The organism is Pseudomonas sp. KD5 (assembly GCF_012932895.1).
Lineage (GTDB): Bacteria > Pseudomonadota > Gammaproteobacteria > Pseudomonadales > Pseudomonadaceae > Aquipseudomonas.
The window spans coordinates 1-17,957 of sequence record NZ_JDWJ01000011.1; the positions used below are offsets into that span (position 1 = coordinate 1).

The 17,957-nt window shown below is 57.8% G+C and carries 15 protein-coding genes; 5 read left to right on the forward strand and 10 right to left on the reverse strand.

Annotation, left to right across the window (positions count from 1 at the left end; all coding sequences use genetic code 11):
* The 5 genes from AF70_RS22700 to AF70_RS22720 all read right to left on the reverse strand — a co-directional run.
* Nucleotides 1-7,314: hemagglutinin repeat-containing protein (locus AF70_RS22700; protein ID WP_169342496.1), on the reverse strand; the 7,314-nt coding region annotated here is incomplete at its 3' end.
* A 25-nt stretch (nt 7,315-7,339) separates the two neighbouring features.
* Nucleotides 7,340-9,046, reverse strand: coding sequence for a ShlB/FhaC/HecB family hemolysin secretion/activation protein (locus tag AF70_RS22705; protein ID WP_028940045.1), 1,707 nt, complete (start codon nt 9,044-9,046; stop codon nt 7,340-7,342).
* Between the two features lie 456 nt (nt 9,047-9,502).
* Nucleotides 9,503-9,865 (reverse strand): DUF6463 family protein, encoded by a 363-nt coding sequence (locus AF70_RS22710; RefSeq protein WP_028940044.1) that lies wholly within the window; start codon nt 9,863-9,865, stop codon nt 9,503-9,505.
* 280 nt (nt 9,866-10,145) lie between these two features.
* Nucleotides 10,146-11,087 carry a bifunctional oligoribonuclease/PAP phosphatase NrnA gene (locus AF70_RS22715; RefSeq protein WP_028940043.1) on the reverse strand — a complete coding sequence of 314 codons (942 nt, stop codon included), beginning with the start codon at nt 11,085-11,087 and terminating at the stop codon, nt 10,146-10,148.
* Nucleotides 11,084-11,341 carry a hypothetical protein gene (locus AF70_RS22720; protein WP_231508969.1) on the reverse strand — a complete coding sequence of 86 codons (258 nt, stop codon included), beginning with the start codon at nt 11,339-11,341 and terminating at the stop codon, nt 11,084-11,086. The genes AF70_RS22715 and AF70_RS22720 overlap by 4 nt, the downstream gene beginning before the upstream one ends.
* A 269-nt stretch (nt 11,342-11,610) precedes the next feature.
* Between AF70_RS22720 and AF70_RS22725 the strand changes: the two genes are divergently transcribed.
* Together AF70_RS22725 and AF70_RS22730 are read left to right on the forward strand one after the other, a co-directional pair.
* Nucleotides 11,611-12,042, forward strand: coding sequence for a hypothetical protein (locus tag AF70_RS22725; RefSeq protein WP_028940041.1), 432 nt, complete (start codon nt 11,611-11,613; stop codon nt 12,040-12,042).
* Between the two features lie 194 nt (nt 12,043-12,236).
* On the forward strand, nt 12,237-12,671 hold the full coding sequence (locus tag AF70_RS22730) for a DUF6678 family protein (RefSeq protein ID WP_028940040.1): 435 nt from the start codon (nt 12,237-12,239) through the stop codon (nt 12,669-12,671).
* An 87-nt stretch (nt 12,672-12,758) separates the two neighbouring features.
* Here AF70_RS22730 and AF70_RS22735 read toward each other — a convergent pair whose 3' ends face one another.
* Nucleotides 12,759-13,079 (reverse strand): hypothetical protein, encoded by a 321-nt coding sequence (locus tag AF70_RS22735; protein ID WP_028940039.1) that lies wholly within the window; start codon nt 13,077-13,079, stop codon nt 12,759-12,761.
* Nucleotides 13,080-13,405: 326 nt separating this feature from the next.
* On the opposite strand from AF70_RS22735, the gene AF70_RS22740 reads away from it, so the two are divergent.
* The 3 genes from AF70_RS22740 (at nt 13,406) to AF70_RS22750 (ending at nt 16,041) form a co-directional block, all read left to right on the forward strand.
* The gene (locus tag AF70_RS22740) at nt 13,406-14,761 is read left to right on the forward strand and encodes a HEAT repeat domain-containing protein (RefSeq protein WP_028940038.1); all 1,356 of its coding nucleotides are present in this window, start codon (nt 13,406-13,408) and stop codon (nt 14,759-14,761) included.
* Between the two features lie 335 nt (nt 14,762-15,096).
* A complete protein-coding gene (locus tag AF70_RS22745) occupies nt 15,097-15,303 on the forward strand; it encodes a hypothetical protein (RefSeq protein ID WP_019579665.1) in 207 nt (68 codons plus the stop codon).
* A 102-nt stretch (nt 15,304-15,405) separates the two neighbouring features.
* A complete protein-coding gene (locus AF70_RS22750; RefSeq protein WP_019579664.1) occupies nt 15,406-16,041 on the forward strand; it encodes a hypothetical protein in 636 nt (211 codons plus the stop codon).
* Nucleotides 16,042-16,143: 102 nt separating this feature from the next.
* Here AF70_RS22750 and AF70_RS22755 read toward each other — a convergent pair whose 3' ends face one another.
* From AF70_RS22755 to AF70_RS22770, 4 genes are all read right to left on the reverse strand, one after another.
* Nucleotides 16,144-16,551, reverse strand: coding sequence for a hypothetical protein (locus AF70_RS22755; RefSeq protein ID WP_028940037.1), 408 nt, complete (start codon nt 16,549-16,551; stop codon nt 16,144-16,146).
* On the reverse strand, nt 16,552-16,923 hold the full coding sequence (locus AF70_RS22760) for a hypothetical protein (RefSeq protein ID WP_007898892.1): 372 nt from the start codon (nt 16,921-16,923) through the stop codon (nt 16,552-16,554).
* Entirely contained in the window at nt 16,920-17,261 is a 342-nt protein-coding gene (locus tag AF70_RS22765; protein ID WP_026286335.1) for a helix-turn-helix domain-containing protein, read from the reverse strand. Before AF70_RS22765 ends, AF70_RS22760 begins: the two co-directional genes overlap by 4 nt.
* A gap of 112 nt (nt 17,262-17,373) precedes the next feature.
* Complete coding sequence (locus tag AF70_RS22770; RefSeq protein ID WP_028940036.1) at nt 17,374-17,829, reverse strand: YkvA family protein; 456 nt, start codon at nt 17,827-17,829, stop codon at nt 17,374-17,376.
* Nucleotides 17,830-17,957 lie beyond the last annotated feature (128 nt).

The following is a 17,957-nucleotide window of genomic DNA, read 5'->3' on the forward strand; positions in this document are numbered from 1 at the left end:
CTGTCCATACCCCACAGAGCCACTGAGACCAGCCCCTGGACCAAAGGTCGCGGTGACGCTGAGGTCGAACTCTTTGCCTTTGACTTCACCGGTGTCAGGCACCGAGGAGACGTTCAGGTCGCCGCCGACACGGCCAACGACCTCATCGCCGCGCAGGGTNGCACCGCTNATNTTGGTGTCTTNNCCACTGGTGAAGCCCAGNCGGTTGCCCGCGTAGAGGTAGGCTTCTTGCTGTCGGTTACCTTCCCGATCAAGATTGCCCTTGCCGATATTCACGCTGACGTAGACGCCTACGCCTTGAGAGCCGAACGTCAGGCCTGCCTCGCCACCACCGTTGTGTCGATTGCTCTCACTGTCGCTGGCGTTCTGCGCCGACCTGATGTTCAGCTCATTACCGGCATCGAGCGCAATATCTCGCCCAGCCTTGACCTGAGTGCCTACCAGGTTGATGTCGTGGCGGGCGTCCACGGTGACATCCCTTCCAGCGGCAACCTGAGTGGCCGTCGAACTGCCGTGAACGCCGTCCTCGGTGGCAACACCGTAGCTGCCGCCGGCGCCTAGCTTGAAGCCACCACTGGTGCCACCATGAATCCCACTCCAGCTTTGGCGATCAGTGCTTTCCTGGCTGACACTTCCCTTCGCTACATCCAGCGTGACGTCGCGACCTTTGACGTTGATATCCCGCCCGGCCTTTAGCTGACCACCTTTGACCGTGACGTCGTTACCGGCATTGAAATTTAGGTCGTTGCCCGCATCGAACGTCGACGCGCGATTGGTCTGCTCAATGACCTGCTGAGTACTGGTTTGCGTGCTGTTGCCGAACTTGACGTCAACGGTCGGTCCGTTGACGAATTGGGTGACGGCATCGATGCCTTTAAGGGTGCTGGATGCCTTGCTGACGCCGTTCTCCCCTTTCCCTGCGCCGCTGACCGCATCCTTGGTGTTGCCGTAATTATGATTGAACGAAATGCCAAGCCCATTACGACTGGCTTCACGCTCCTGCTCGGTTAGTTGTGTTTCACGCGCGGCATCAATGTTGATATTGCGTCCAGCCGTGAGGCCTATGTCACGGCTGGCACGCAGATCGGAACCCGTCTGGTTGATATCGCGCTGAGCGTTGATGGCAACATCTTGCCCTGCACTGATCTGGCTGGCGGCAGCGGTTTGCTGTTCAAGCCGGTTTTTCTCTTTGGTGCGATCCACGCCAGCGAAGAAATTGATGCCGTTGGCATCCGAAGAAACACCAATCCCAGCCTTCTTATTCTTCTCCCAATCCCGCTCGGATCGGCTGTTCTGCGCCGCCAGAACATTCACATCACGCCCGGCATTCAAACTGACATTACGCCCAGCATCGATACCACTACCCACCAGGTTGATGTCACGCTCAGCCTGCAGGGTCGCGTCGCGCTCCGCCGTCACCTGACTGCCGACGCTGGTACTGCTTTGCGCGATCCGGCCCGACTCTTTGGCCGAGGAGAACGACAGGAAGCCACCCGAGACCGAGAGCCCGGTTTTCTTCTTGTATTGCTCGCTATGGCTGTAAGCGGTGTCATTGGCCGCGACGAGGTTGATGTCGCCGCTATCCTTGACCAGGCCCGCACGCAGTTCCACGTCATTACCGGCGGTGGTTTCGCTGGCGCGCAAACGCAAGTCGTTGCCCGCGACCAGCACCACATCGTTGCCTGCTTCCAGCTCGCTGGCCACTTGGGAAGCCGTGGTTTTCAACTCGCTTTTGCCGCTCTTGGACAAGCCGAGGAAACCCGATTTGGTTTTCTTGCTGTAGGAGCCGTGTTCTTCGATACCCGAGAGCACCGCCACATCACCGGTGGCCCCCACCACCAAATCATTGCCGGCGTTCAACTGGCTGCCGATCACCGTAACGTTGCGACCGCCGTCCAGCGTGACACCGCCACTGGTGGCCTGGCTGGTATTGACCGTCAGGTCTTGCCCCGCCTCAACCACCGACGCGACGTTGGTGCTGTCATAGCTTTCCCGTTGCTCGCTTTGGCTGCGACCAAAGGAGCCTTTGCTTTTCTTCGAGTAGAACTCTGCGGTTTCGTCCGTTGCGGACAGCAGACTGATGTCGCGCGTGGCGTCGAGCGCAACGTCCTTGGCCCCTTTCAGGTGACTGGCGACGAGACTCAGGTCTTGCCCCGCCTTGGCGCTGAGGTCCCCACCCGACTGGATAACCGAAGACTGCTGGCGCACCAGGTCGCTGCTACTTTTGACTTTTTTGCTCTGGGACGAGCGATGGCTTTCGTTGGCGGCAGACGTGATCGCGATATCGCGCCCGGCAGTCAGCGCCAGGGTGCTCTGGGCGATGATGTTGCTGGCAACGACCCGCAGATCCTGCCCGGCCGTCACCTTCATCTCCCGGCCCGCAGTAGCGCTGGAACCATTTTGAGTGATGGTTTGGTCCCGGTGTCTGCTGCCCATCGTGTTGCTGTCCACCTGCTCGGCGGAGGCGATATTTACATCACGCACCGCCCGCAAACTCATGTCATTGCCGCTCTTGAGCACGCCACCGGTGTTGGCGATGTCCCGTCCGGCGCCCAGCGTCAGGTCATTGCTCGCCTCGATCCGCGCTGCGTTGTCGGCAAAGTCGCGTTGTTCAGTCTTGTAGCCGGTGCTGCTGGCGTGGCGGGTGATGGTGCGTTCATTGCTCACGTCACCGGCCAAGGCGACGACGCTGACATCACGCCCAGCGATAATGCCGCCGGCCCGGTTGCTCAGGTTATTGCTCGCCAGCGCCTCAAGGCGGTTACCCGCTTCCAGCAAACCGCTGTTGACCAGGCTGTCGCCAGCCGTGGCCCTCAGGTTGCTGGTGGCGCGCAGGGTGCCGGCGTTGTTCAGGTTTTTGCCGGCGATCAGGCTGACGTCGGTGCCCTGGATCAACGCGCCATTGGCCGCCAGGCGGTTGTTGGCCTGGGCCAGGTAGAGCACCGGCACCAACACCTGTTGGTTGTTCACGGTCCGGGTTTCCATCCAGACGATGTCATGGGTCAGGGCCGCGACCTGCTCGGCGGTCAGGCTGACGCCCAGGGACAGGTGGAGGGCGTCCTTGCTGGCGATGGCATTGTTCATCAGGTACTTGAACATGCTGTCGTCGGAGGTCTGGCCGTCGAGAAAGCGTTGGCCGGTGCGGGCGATCACGGCCTGTTGGATCAGGCGTTGTTCGTAGAAGCCGTCCCCCAGGCGCTTGGCGGCGAGGTCCGGATCGTAGCCCAGGTTTTTCAGCAGGTAGTCCGAGCTCATGAACTGGCGCATGTCGGTCAGCGCCGGGTTGGTCTCGATCAGGTACTTGTGCGGATTGGACCTCATCGAACGGTCAGCCAGCCCGCGCACCTGCAGCAGGCCAGCGCCCTGGGTCGGCGTAGTCGAGCCGTTGCCGCTCATGCGGAACAGGCCGTTTTGTCCGGTGGGCAAGTCAAAGCCCGGCAAGGCGAGCGGATCGACCTGTTGCTGGGTCAGGTCCGGGGATAGCTGCCGATTGACGTTGATGCGGGTGGAGAAAACGTTGTCAGCCTGAGTATCGGTGCGCGGGCCGGCGCCGACATAGGTGTAGCCTGGGCGTACCACGCTGCTGTCGACATTGTTCTGGGTGCTAACAGCCACCGGTCCGCCGGCCTGGATAATCGCAGCGTAGGTCTGGCTATCGATGGAGGCCGTTTGAGTACGAAACTCTGGCACCTCACGCTCGGTCATGCCGATGAAACGGCTCATCGCCCCTTCAAGGCCACCCAGATCGTTGGGGGTGTAACCCGGGCTCTGCAGCCAATATTTGTTGGTGAAGTCATTCGCGGCGGCGCGCCAGCCACTCGGGTGGCGCGTGCGTTCGGACATGAAGGTGCGCGAGGTTTCGATCTCACCGGTCTCGATGCCGATGTTGTTCAGGCTGACCAGATTGGCGGTCAATGCACCGCCGACGCCGATGCTGCTGCTCCGGTTGGTCAGGGTGTCGCCCTGGATATCCAGGTTTCCGCCGGTGGTGATGCTGGAGGCGGCGCTGGCCGCGGTGACTTCGAACTTATCGCGCTGAATGATCTGCCAGACGTGGTTTACCTTGGGGCCGTCGCAATCACCGGCATTGACCCCTCCGATGCAGGCCACTTCCCTGATCGAGGCGGTGTAGATGCCAGCATCGTTGGTGGTCAAGACCTCGCGGACGTTGTCGATCGTGCTGGCCGCCAGGCGCATGTTGCCGTCGCTTTGCAGCGTGCCGGAACTGTTGAGGATGCGGCTGGCACGCGTGCCGAGGCCGTCGCGATCGATGCTCAGATCACCCAGGCTGTAGATATCGGCATAGCGGTTGGTCAGGCTGTCGACGCGCAGGCTTGTATTGCCGCCGCTGAAGATCAATCCGTGTTCGTTGAGCAGGGCGCCGGTCGATACGCCAAGCGCCTCGGCACTGCCCAGCGTGCCGTAGTTGTTGATCGTGGCGGCAGTGACGCTCATGTCCGCCGCCGAGGTCAGCCGACCGTAGCTGTTGAGGACGCCATCGACCACGACGGTTGTGCTGCCGCCGCCAGCGATACTGCCGCTCGCCTCCAGATTGATCAGCGCGGCCTTGATCCCCAGGACACCCAGGCTGCTCAAGCGGCCGCTACCTGCATATTCGCCGGTCAGTTGCAGGTCGATGGCTCCATCGCTGCCGATCAGGCCGTCGACACGCCAGTTGTTCCCCCGGCCAACCAGGCCGTTGGTGCTGAGCAATTGGCCGGTGGCCGTCTGGGTCAACTGACCGACATTCAAGACCAGATGCCCGGCCTGGATCGCGGTGTTGTTGGTCCAGCGGTCAGCCGTCACGTTCAAGTTGCCGTAGGTCACCAGGCGACCACCCGCCTGCCCCAGGTTGGCCTGGCTGATGCCAAACAGCCCAAGGCCGGTGTGGAACAACTTGCCACCTACGTTCTGGACGCTGCCGCTGTCGAGTTTCACGTCCTGGCTGGCGGTCTCCAGGGTGCCGTCGTTGTTGTCGAACAGCCCGCCGATGTCGAACGCCGTGGTGCTGTTGCGGCCCAGGGTGCGCAGTTGGCCTCCCTGGTTGCTCAGGCTGGCGGCCAGGATGTCCAGGCTGTCCTGGCTTTCGATGATGCCCGCGTTGTTGTTCAGTGCGCCGCTGAGATCCAGGTCGATGCGCCTGGCGCTGACCTGCCCGCCGCCGCTGTTGTCCATCTGCCGGCCAATGACTTGGACCGTGCCCGTGGCATACATCCCGCCGTTGCGGTTGTCGATGTCGGCCCCGGCCTGGGTGATGACGATATCGCCCGCCTGTGCAGCCATGCGCCCGCCGTCGTTGAACAACCCGCTCAAGGCTTTGATGTTCAGGCCTTGAGCCTGGATCGTGCCGCCCACGCGATTCACGTCGTAGCCGTTTTTCAAGACGCCGGTGGTGCGTGCCTCCAGCGCGGCCTTGACGCTGGAGAGCACGCCACCGCGGTTGTCAAGGTTGGTCGCGAAGACACTCAACTTGGCGTCTTGGGCAATGATGCTGCCGCCCTGGTTATCGATATCGCCCGATACATCCACCGTCACCAAGCCTTTGCCTTGCAATGTGCCTTTGGCGTTATTCAGGCTGGCGGCATCGAACTCAACGTCGGCTGTACGGCTGGCGATCAGGCCGTTGTCGGCGTTGTTGACCTTGCCAGTCGCACTGACCACCAACTTGCCATTGGCGGCGACGGTGCCTTTGTTGCGGTTATCCAGGCTGCCGGTGCGCACGGTCATGACGCCTTGGCTGGACAATTCACCGCCCTGGTTGTTGATCGCGCCCGTGTTGGTGATATCGAGGTTTTTGCCGGCCATGACCAGGCCGGTCAGGTTGTCCAGGCTGCCGAGGATCAGGGTCGCGCTGTTCAGGCTGGATAATTCGCCTGCATTGTTTTCCAGATGGCCCAGGTTGGCAGTCAGAATGCCCTGGCTATTGATCAGGCCGCCCTGGGCGTTCAGTACCTGGTTGGCGTTCAGATGCAGTTCGGTGTTGCCAAGAATTCGGCCTTTGTTGCGGTTATCCACAACGTCGGCTGTGACCGTGGTCATGCGCTGCCCGCTGAGCGTACCGCCCTGGTTGTTCAGCGCGGCGGTCGTCGTGACATTCAGGTCGCGACTGGCGACCACGGTTTTGCCGCCGTTGTTCAGCTGTTTTGCAGTAAGAGTGATATCGCCCGAGGTGTTGCGGCTGTTGTCAGCATTGACCCCGGCTTCGATGATTGCGTTGTTGCTCAGCGTGCCGCCGCTGTCCAGGCGAATGCTGTCGCGCGCCACCAGGTTTTTCTGGTTGGTCAGGTCACCCTGGGTCTTCACCTCCAACCGGCTACCGGCGTACACCTGTCCACGGGTTTCCAGGCTTTTCGCCTGGATATCGATAGCACCGGCAGCGGCCATCTCGGCCAAACTCAAATGCCCATTGGCATCAAGCTGGATATCCCCCCCACTGGCAACCATCTTGCCGTCCAGCTTCACGCCAACCCCGGCCTCAGTGCCCACCAGTTTGATCGCCCCGGCGTACATACCACCCAAGGCCGAGGAGTCGATGGCCAACCCCGGTTTGGCGCTGCCGTCATCGGCGCGCGCGGTCGCGTTGAGGCTGTCGGCGTTGACGTCGTTGCGACCGGCGATGATGGTCAGATTCTTGGCCTGGATCTCGGCGTTGATCCTGGCGCTGCGGGTGATGATTTCGAAGCGGTCGACGTTGCTGGCATTCAGCCCGTCGCCTTCGATGGCGATGCTACCCTGATCGACCTGAAAGCGATCCAGCCGACCGTTATCCAGCACCGGTTTGCCGGTGGTCAACGTGACTCGCGGGGTGTTGATGAAGCCGCAACCGTTGCAGCTGATGCCGTAAGGGTTGGCGACGATGACGTGGGCCGATTGCCCCGCCACTTCCGTGTAGCCACGCAACTGGCTGGGATTGCCGCCGTTGACTTCGTTGAGGATGGTCCTGGCGGCCGTGCCGTTAAGGTTCGGGTTACCGAGGATGATCCCCCCCAGTTGAGTGGGCTGGGCGGCGTTGGTGGCGTTGTTGAGGATCACGCCGTTGCTGCCGACGTTGTAATCCTTGAACTGGTTGTGGGACAGGCCACTGCCGTTGGGGCCGGCGATGTTGACGATGGGCACGCCGTTACCTGCCTGACCGAGACTGGTGCCCGGCGCGCTGACCACGATCCCGTCCGCCTGGGCCCACATCGGTTGCCAGAACATGACGTTGGCCAACAGGAATGCCAGGCCGCGCTTGGGCATGCCCCAGAAGTGCTCACGTTTTTTGACGGCAGCAGAGGGCTGGCCAGCGAGGAAGGCAGAGTGGCGAACGTCCATGATCGAATCTCGTTTAAAGCAGAATTTAGAGGAAGAAATCCACGCGGAAATAAATCGGCGCTTCGCGCTCGGTCAGGGCATCCGGGCGTTCCAGGGAGTGGGCGAAGGTCACGCTGGCGCTGAGGTGCTCACCGCGGGCGAACAACTCCAGCGAGTTGCTCGACAGGCGCCCATGCTGGTTGCCGTTGTAGCGATCACCGCGAATCACGCCTTGGTCGTAACCGAGGCTGGTGCCATATTCGGCGAACACCGGGCGTAGCCATTCCAGGGTCACGGGACGGCTCCAGCGCAGATCATTGCGCCAGTAGCCACCGCTGTCGCCGGACAAGGACTGGTCCTTGTAACCACGGATCGACGATTGTCCACCCAAGCTCATGCGCTGAGGGCTGAATAGCACGTCTTCACTGCGCTGACCGGTCATCAGGCTGCTGAAACTGAAGGACTCGCCACCCAGCACAAAGGGCTGCAAATAGCTGAGAGTGGCGGTGTATTTGCGATAGCGCGCATCCGGAAGGCCCGGTCCCGGGTCGTGATTACCCTGGGCATCGAGGGCACCAATACCGTTCTGCAGGCCCAGGTCGAGGTTGACGAACGCATTGCCAACCCGTCGCCCATGGTTGATGCCGAACTGCGCCTCGCTAATGCGATTGCTGCTGGCAGTGAGCTTGCTGTCTTCAATGAAATTATTGGTTCGCAGGTAAGCCAGGCCGGTGTTGAGGGAGGTCTTGCTCAGGGCATCGCGATGGATCACTCGTTCCAGGCGCAACTGATGGTTCTGGCTGTCGCCACTCTGCTTGAAATTGAAACCGTTGGCCTGGCCCAAGGCGCGGTATTCGCTCTGGCTGTAGGTGTAGCTCAGGTTCCACCAGCCAAAGGGCAGGTTGTAATAGAGCATGGCATTGCGCGAGGTTTTCTGATGATCGCTGACGGCATCGTGGCCGCCGCGCAAGGCCAATTGATCGGCCAGGCCCAAGGGACTGTCCCAGTCGAAGGAGGTGCCCCATTGCTGCTCGCCAGTGCTCTTCTGGCCATCGTTATGCCGCGATAAACCAACACGCCAGGGCTTCTGCGGGGTGTTTTTGACCAGCACTTCGCTGCCACCGATATTCTGCCCCGGCGTCAGCTCCGTCTGCGCATGGTTGGACGGCAAACGGTTCAGTTGATCGACCATCTGTTCGATGTCCCGCAGATTGAGCAACTCACCCGGCTTGCCGGGAAAGCTCATCGCCAGTTCCCGCTCGGAGAGACCGCTGCCTTCGGCGCCTTTCAGGCCTTCCAAGCGGCCCTCGACGACCAGCACTTGCAGATGCCCACCGGACAAATCCTGTTGCGGCAAATAGGCACGGCTGGTGACCAGGCCTTTGTCGATGTAGTGATCGGTGATGACTTTCAGCAACTCGTTGAGCTGCGTGACGCCCAGGCACTGGCCGATATAAGGCTTGAGCAGGCGATTTTTCTCGCTGTCCGAAAGACTGTCGGCGCCTTTGAGCTCGATGTCCTTGATGGGGAAACAACGGGCGTCGGCCGGGGCCGTCGGTGGCGCGGGCTTGGCTGCCTTGCCGGGTAATTCCTTGAGCTCTTCGAGACGTCGACGCTGCTCGTCAAGCAAGCGATCCTGACGTTCGCGGATCAGATCGGTTTCACCGGGGGTGGGGGCGGCGTGAGCAAGAGTTAGCGGAGAAAGGCACAGCAAAGCCAGGCACAACCTCGCCCAATGGGCGGGTGAGAACATGTTCGATCCCTCGATACGGAAATGACAGCAAGCTCGCGAGCGGACAAAGAGCCGAATATTGGCCTTTACCTTTATCTTGGGCAGCACCTGAAGACCCAGGCGTACTCCGAAAAACACTCACGCTGCTGATGCGCAAAACCACGCGCACACCAGACCCGGCATATCGCTTTTGGTTCAAGAGAGCGGGAATTTTCTACACACAAAAGAGACGCGTCTCACAAGACACGTCAGAAACTACAACAGAGAAATGCGAATGATCGCGGTTACATACAGACTGTGCTGCGCCGAGGCGAGATAGACTATGAATCTCGCCAGTGGATAACGCTTGAGACGCTTCCGAGTGGCAGCTTTTGGCCGATTCTGTTGAAAAAGTCGGGCCGCTTTCTGCCTATCGCGTCCGGCTGAAAACGACCCCGAGTGGACATTGAAGCCCTCGCGAACGACATGAACCGTTTGTCAGGAGTACAAGCCATACCCTGCCGCGATGATCAGCGGTGAAACCAGCAGCGTTGCCCAGAAACCCGATTTTGGAACAGCAATGACGCAAATGATCGAGATCATAAGCACATAGATGCCAACAATTTTAAGTAGCGCGAGATCGCCAACTGCTACGGCGTGAATCGCTGTATGCCCTGCGAGCATAAAAAGCGGCCCTAGCAGGGTAAACCAGAGGGCGGTACGCCGATCTTCGTGCACTCTGAACTGGTCAACGAAGCCAGAGTCTACAGCGGCGGCGAATGCTGCTTTGAACTTAATAATACCGAATGGAATATGGAAGGCGCCCAAGGCGAACAGCGTCCATGCGACGATGTTTGACATATTTTATATGCTCCGTAACGGTAAGGTTGGACCAGTGCCTAACGTTTGGGGCCTTCTTTAGCCGGTCCCGAGCGAGCTTAGCGAGCGACTTGAGCCGCATGTTAGGCTGCGTCACCGATGGCGCGCCAGCCGTATAAATACTTGATGACTCAAAGCTGCGGAGCAGGCCTCCTGGAGCATGCGGTTTTGCGGCGACAGCCATCCCGTGTTCACCGTCCACTATTGGGAAGCGGCTCTTGATGATAGACAGCAATAAGCCAAAAGCCCCACTTCGATGTAGCTACAAAACCAGAAACGGTTTACTCACAACAGAAATGCGGGCCAACCCCAACTTCAACAGTTCCTTACGTAGCAGCGAGCGCTCAAGCACAGCCATTCCGGCCTGCCATTCGATCGACAGCAAATGGCTCAACTTTTGTTGGCTGACCAAGGGCTCAGCCAGAAAGTAGCTTTTGCACTCGCGGATGCTGATGACGTTCAACAGCCAGTCTCCACCCTGCGCCGCCAGCCAGCGACCGATCGTTGAACGATGCGTTTGGATCAGCGCACTGGCATCCCACACCGCCATCTGCGCGAAAACCTGCGGCAGGTTGCTATCGGCTTTCAGCCGCTTCATATCAACCGCCAACGCGCCGATCAGATCTGACTCGATAGTGGCTTGGCACTCGGAGAAATACCGCTCGGGCCAGTCCGCTTCCAGTTTCGCCCGCCGTGCGAGGACTTCATAAGCCCGGATATCCGATTGGGTGGTCAGCTGCCCTGTGAAATTCAGGGTATTGTCCAGAATTGCCGTGGCCAGCAACACGGCACTTTTTTCGCTGATCAGCGGCAACAGCTCTGCCGCTTCCCAACGCTGAAAAATCAGCGTCGCCGCTGCGCCGATCGGCAGGATGTCTGCCGCAGATCCGAGCTTTTGCGCCCAATAGTTTTCAAAGCCTGGGTGATGGTCAATGACTTCCACCACTTGCTCAAGAACCACAACCGGGTCGAAATGGTGGGAATCGGAGACATCCACCAACACGAACTCATCACCCGTTCTCGGCAGATAATCGTCCAGAGATGATTGCCATCCGAGCACGGTCCTGGAGATGCTGACATTGAGCGGGGCGCTACTGACGGCCCGAGCATCAATGCCTTGGTGATTCAACAGCTCGGCGTACGCAATGCAACAGGCATACGCGTCGATGTCCAGATACGCCGAGCCGGAGGTCACCACCCTCATGACACGTGGGCCGCATTGCGGGCTGCCAATTGGCCGAAGACATAAGGATCGTTGACTAGCGGGGAGAAAGAATCGGTGATGAATAAAAGATATTTCTCACCTGCGTCATAGACGGCGCAATCATCAAAAGACTCAAAGCCCAATACCACCTTGTCATCCGAAACCGTATTGGCTGTTGCAGTTTGCAACAGAATCTTCTGGATCTTGCACCCGCATCCACCACTCTCAGATTTATCCATGATCTGACAAGACATCGACATCGGCTGTCCTTAAAATCCATTTTCCATAATTAAAACAGCACATTATCGTGCCGAAACATTCTGTAATGCCCTATTTTCTGCCGACAAGACTCGTATGCTTTCATTGCGAAAATATGACGGACTGGAGGAATTTTGAAGTCATGCGGACCGACCCGAAGCGAACATTGCCTGTAGCCGAAGTTGACCGTCCATGAAGCCATATTGCAGCATGGTATTGAACGTGTGGCAGCGCTGTGCGGCCATCCTGTTGGCCGGAAAGCCTTATGAGTGATGCAAGCGTTACCTTCGCACCTAACCGGAAGAAGCTCATGATCAGGGTGTTACCTAAGAATGAACTCAAGGAGCTTTCGGTGAAAGCTGAAGCAGACGGTTTAACGCTGAGTAATCTTGCCGCCACTTGCGAGAAGTTTGATGTAGCACCGCAAGATGTGCTGAACGAGCTGTCCGTCACGGTTGCGGAAGGCTATCTACAGGGATCTTTGATCTATGATTTTTGCGACGGCGTCATGAACGGGATCATAAATGCCGTGATTGAAGTGGGCATGACTAACGAAATGCCTCAGCCCGCTTTCTCGCTTTACCAAGCATTCGATCAAGGTGAATGGATCCGCAGTAACGACCCTCCGGAGACTGACCCGAGTGAGAAATACACGAAGCCGGTGGTCCAGGAAATAATGCGTACCCTTAGAGGTTAGCTTTCACAAATTGAGAGTTTATCGCTTTTGGGCTGGAAGCGGGCTTGCATCGACCGGCTGAATCCACAGGCGAAAGCAGCTCGCCACAGAATTTATAATTGACCATGACAAAGCATGACAAAGGGGACTGATTTATTTCCTTAAAAATATATCAGTCCCCTTTTCCATAGACTAAAAAATCGATAGAACTGAATATGAGCGAGCTACCGAGGTCCGGTGCGGGCCATGATGATGCAATACGGAAGAAAATCCATGCTGCCATAGCTACGAGAAACTTGGCAAGTGCATCGAACAATACCAAGTGGGATGAGCTGATCAACCATTTCCGCCAGTGTCAGGGTTGGCGTCCGTCTTACCGATCCAAGTCCGTCACTGGATATGTCTCAGGGTGGGATGTCGAGTGGTTTTACCATCTGCCGTTTCCATTTGCGTCCGTCGAATGGTTCGACATTGGCTTGTCAGAAGCCGCCCCCTCAAAAGGAAGGCTGCTTGCAAGTACAACCATTGACCATACAGACGAAATATCGAAGGTGGTCGCACAAATTGGCTTCGAGTTTGACGTGCGCGCCGACGTTCTGAGAATTTGGGGATACTTCCCAAAATCGTATGAAGATTTTCCGCCAGTATAATAGTCTGCGAAAAAAGGAGACTCATTGTCTCAAGGGCCCCATATAGCATAGTCGCTGACAGCTAATCCCGTTTTCAGGGTGACCGCATCACCCTGTCGTCGAAGCCAGCGCATTGTGTAGTTCTTGTCGGGCGAGAGGAAAATCCTCAAGCGTCATCCGGACGCTCAGCGTTTCGCGGGCTTTGGCCACCGATGCAGGCCCCAGGATCACAATGGCTCGTATGGCGGCCCAGCGAGTAAAATGGTTCTCTGGGTCTGAAACCAGTGAAAGTATCTTTTCAAAGTCCGCATCGTCGGATGCGTGCTCTGCTAACAACCTAGCAGTACCTAAGATATCAATTGGGTATGCAACTTGATGTACGCCCAGATACATCGCCCTGTCGATCAATTCGTCAAAAGAAGAGTCCATGGTGCCTCATAAGGTAAACAAAAATCCCCCACGCACCTGAATCCACTTATCCTGTCAGATTCCACTAGCGGTGCGACCGTAACCTCCCAGCTTACCCAACCGATCAGCCTGTGTCTGAGATCAGTAAATCATCGGCACGATTTTAAGCGTGGCGGCTGACGTGCATGTCAATGAACGCAATTCAGATGACAGGTTTGGGTCGACTGCCCCCTTCACGACAGGCAGAAATCGGCCGGAAGCATCCTTTCCAACTGAATGCAGTCGACCTGAGAAATTGGTTAAAGTGTTAACAAGACAGCCCGCACGAGCATTAAAAGGATTAAAAAATGAACTTAATAAGGGAATGGCTGGGTAGACTGAAGAACCAGCAAATGCCGGCTTCCTCATTGGCGGAACAGCGGCGAAACGAAGCGTTGGAACTGCTAGGGAATGCAGAGGACAATGGAAAATGGATAGAGGTCAGTACTCACTACAACGGCTTCATTCGAGAAGTCGCTGTCAGGGGGCTGTGCAATAATCCTTCTCCTGAAGCGTTAGTAGCTTTGATACAGCGTTTGAACGACTGGGTACCCCAGATTCGCGATCTAGCGTTGGAGGGGCTGAATCACTATATGACTCCATCCCAGGCTCAGGCGCTATTGTTCGCGCTGGAACCTCTCATAGCGTTGGCCGCGCGCCGAAGAGCCGATCATGGTCCCACGCTCATGGCCGCTCGCTCTGTACTGCAGTCACCCGAGATCAAGACTGAGGTCTACGCCAATTTCCTTTCGCAACAAGGTAAAGCTGCGCGCTATCTGTTTGCGCTATTGCTGGAAAAGGACTCAGCGCCGGAGACGCTTTTAAGGGACGCCCTGGCCCATCGCGAGCTGACCGTACGGTTAGCTGCCGTGTCAGCATGTCAAGATTTACCAGCTGCGCAAGCATCACCACTGTTACTTGAAGCCCTATCACGACCCGGCGCCAAAGTGCGTGTTTGCGTGCTGCGCGCCCTACTGCCGTTGGTCGACGATCCGAAGCCATTGTTGCGCCAGGCCTTGCTGGATGCATCGACCTCGATCCGTAGTTTGGCGCGCTGGGCAGCAGTACGCCATAACGTCGATGCAAGCGCCATCCTGACGGAGAAATTGAATCTGGGCTTTCCACCACGGAAACAGGATTGGCTCGGTATTATTGGCTTGGCAACCGAACTTAAAGTCCCTCTGGACAAGCGGTGGCTAACAGAAGCGATGCGCTCTCACTATTCCTCCGTGCGGCAAGCGGCCATACGCCTGCTTGGCGACAACCAATTGACCGAGTTGCTGAGGGCGCTTGACGACCCATCAGACAAAGTGTTTTACGCCGCAGTCGCTCAACTGAACAAGCAACCTTGGAAATCTGTGACCCCTGGATCAGGCGACAAATTAGATCGGGATTGGCATGAACTGTCGACGGCACGCCGCCAAGCGATACTTCAATTGAGGCCGGGTTGGCAGCAGGTGGCGTACCTACTGGGGCGGCTGAGCACTGAAACAGGTGCACAGGCTTTTTGGCTACGTCAGGTTGGGATGTGGTGCGATCGCCAATATCAAATCGTCGATCCGGTCACCTCAAAGGCCGAGCGAGAAACACTGGCGCAAAAGCTCCGGAACTTAGCCGCGGCAGGACTCATCCGCAGCGACAGCGTAGCCCGTATTGCAGAATGACCTGTAAGTAAAGAGGGACATATTGATCGACAGCGCTCGTGCCCCTGGATGCAATCGGCTAAATGCAGTCACTCATAAGCACTAAACAGCACATTAGCGTGCCGAAAAACTCTGTTATGCCCAATTTTCTTCCGACAAGACTCGTATGCTTTCATTGCGAAAACATGACGGACTGGAGGAATTTTGAAGTCATGCGGACCGACCCGAAGCAGCAAAAAGGGAACTGATTTATTTCCCTCAAAAAAGTCAGTCCCTTTTTCCGATTTGCAACCGCTCGACCCCTTTTTGCAAATGTCCGTAAGACCCACAACTCCCGCCCCTGGGTCACTGCCATCGTGCTGTTCGGCTTGGAGGTCGAAGGTGACGCCCCGGTTTATCTTGAAATCCGCTTCGAGGACTACCAGGCACTGCAAATCGAAGGCGACCACCTCATGCTGACTCTGGAGGAGACCATGAAGTGCGCAGAGGCCGAGTACGGCATTGTCCCGAGCGACTGGCGAGCAATGAGTCAGCACGAAATTGATCGTATCCCTTTTTCCTGAATGCCAGGAGCCACTAAACGATTCGCAAGAACGCAACCAGGGGACAATCCCCGAAGATTTGCAGTTATCATCAGGCCACCATCCAAGAAAAGGACTTCACAGATGAAGCGTCTGTTTGCCTGCACCCTCCTGGCTCTGGCCGTCGTCAGCTACGCCAAGGCTGACCAGAGCACCTTCGAAGAAACGAACCAGTGCTCGGAAGATATCGACTGCCAAGGGGATTTCATTTGCAAAAATGGCCAATGCGATATCCCTGAGCCCCTGCAAAGCCCCATTGTAAAGCCCATCGCCACGACGCAAATCGCGCAGCCTGCACCACCTGCGCCTCCCGGTGTTGCCTATGAAACCTTGCCCGTGAGTGCCGAGCGAGCAGGGCCTTTCACTACCGAGACCAAGGAGATGGGGACCGCTCTGAATTATCAATCGCGGGCTGGCGTGGTGAATCTCATGGAATCAATTGTGGAGCAGGCTGAGTACACCGGTTACGTGTCTATTGAAAAGGCTTATACGTTTGGGCCGAGTAAATATGTGGTGGTGGTTTCCACGGGAGAGGGAGGGAATGGTTGTCCGGCATCTACTTATGTTTTCAGTTTTGACAGCAAGGCTGAGCGTGTTGATGGAACGCGGGTGGTGGATGGGTGTTCTGAGTTGGTTGAGGCCGTGGCGGAGGGGAATAAGCTTACGGTTAAGAAGGAGGGAGCCGGGACTGTTGTTTATAACGGGGTTGTTGATCAATAGGTAACGGGCCCACCGCCGTTTTTCGAAGCAGCTCGCCACAGAATTTACAATTGACCATCGTTAGATCCCCCCCACAACGCTTGCTCATCGAAGGACATCGAATCACTGCGCAGTATCGCCACTCGCCAACCCTTTCAACTTGATCTCAGCCAACGGATGCCCCGCCTTCAAGGCAATACGCCAAAACCGCGCCGCTTCCACCGGATCCGGCGCCTTGCTCGGCGTCCCCGCGAGGCAGATCACGCCCACCTGATACGCCGCCTTGCCATCCCCCGCCAACGCGGCCAGGCGTAGTAGTCGTACGCCTTCCTCGCGAGCCCCAAGACCGACGCCGCGAAAGGTCAGGATGTGGCCGTAGAAGCTCTGGGCGCCGACATCGCCCAGGTTGGCCATGCGCGCGAACTGGCCCTCGAGCCAGCGCCAGCCGCGCGGCTGGCGCACGAACCACGACCAGTGGAACAACCGGCGGGCCAGCCAGTAACCAGTCCGCGCCTTGAGTCGTAGGAACACTCAGGCTTCCGCCGATTCGGGGTACTCGTATTCGAACACCCGCACCACTTCCGAGGCATGCCAGGATGCGGCAGCCACGCCGTCGGACGGTCCGGAGAAGCGCCCGAGGCGCTCGACACATTCGAAGAAGCCGGTGCGCGGCAAGCGACTGGCGCCTTGGCTGATCACCAGCGAGCTGCGCAGTGGCTGCTCGGCCCTGGCGTCCAGCGCGGCCAGGTGCTCAAGGGCGGCGGTCAGGGTTTGCATGGCGGGCGTGGGTAGCTGCAATCGCTCCAGCAATGCCCGATAAGTCAAAAGATGGCGCTGACGGCGCGCCTGATCCAGTTCCCCCAGCAATCCATCCCAATGTTGACGACTGATGCGTACGCTCACGATTCATCCCTCCATCCCGGCACCGTCAATTCCCAGGCGAGGCTGCGGCGAATAGCAGCGTCAGGTTGACGCTCACCGCTTTCGATCAAGGCGAGATATGACGGGCTGATGCCTACCGTGCGGGCAAGCGCCTCAATGGCGATGCCCTTCCCTTCGCGCAAACTGCGTAGTTGATCCAGACCCGGAAGAGTCTGGTCTGATGTGGCCGCGGGACGCACTGTGGCTTCGCGCGGTGGTTGTTCGTTGATGCCTGCTGCTTTCAGTAGAGCCTGATACTGAGCCCATGGCAGAACCGCATATTCTGGTTCGCCTTCGCGTGTAATTATCTGAATATCCATGACTACCCCGTAGGACAACGACACGTAGCGAGTCGGCACTTTTCCTTAGAAGTGTAATCCTAACAGCGGCCAAGGTCGCGGGGGGTATGAATATGGATGATCCTGAATCGGTTCAGTTTTTTTTCGGGCCCTGAAGTTGCAGCTGTTCCGGGGTATCGGGCAGGCGTTCAACCACCGCGAGTTTTTCCGGTGCCTGACGTTTGCGCCAGGCGCGGAAGGCGTTGAGTTCGTCATCGAGGACTTTCATCAGCCAGGCCAGGACGGCAATGTCGTCGAGCATGCCGAACACCGGGATGAAATCCGGGATCGCATCCACCGGGCTCAGGAAATACATCAGGCCGGCCACCACCGAAACCATCGCTTTCGGGCTGATGGCTCGGTACTCGCCACGCCAGTAGGCCAGGCAGAGTGCCTGTAACAAGCGCAGATCGTCTTTAAGTTTGCCCAGACGATTACCTTGGCTCGCGCCTTTGCTGGCAACCGCAAACAGCAGGGTCGGCAAACGACCACGGGCGAGCAGGCGCCCGGCCATTGGCAGGAAGCGGGCGAAATTCCAGGGCATTTTCATCTTTTCCTCCCACTGAAATGTTATCCACACAAATTGTGGATAACCTTGTGAACAGAGCTGCATTTCACCGCTGGAAGCCCCGTTTCACAAGGGTCTTGCTCAGATCGGGCGTTTTTTACTCACATAAA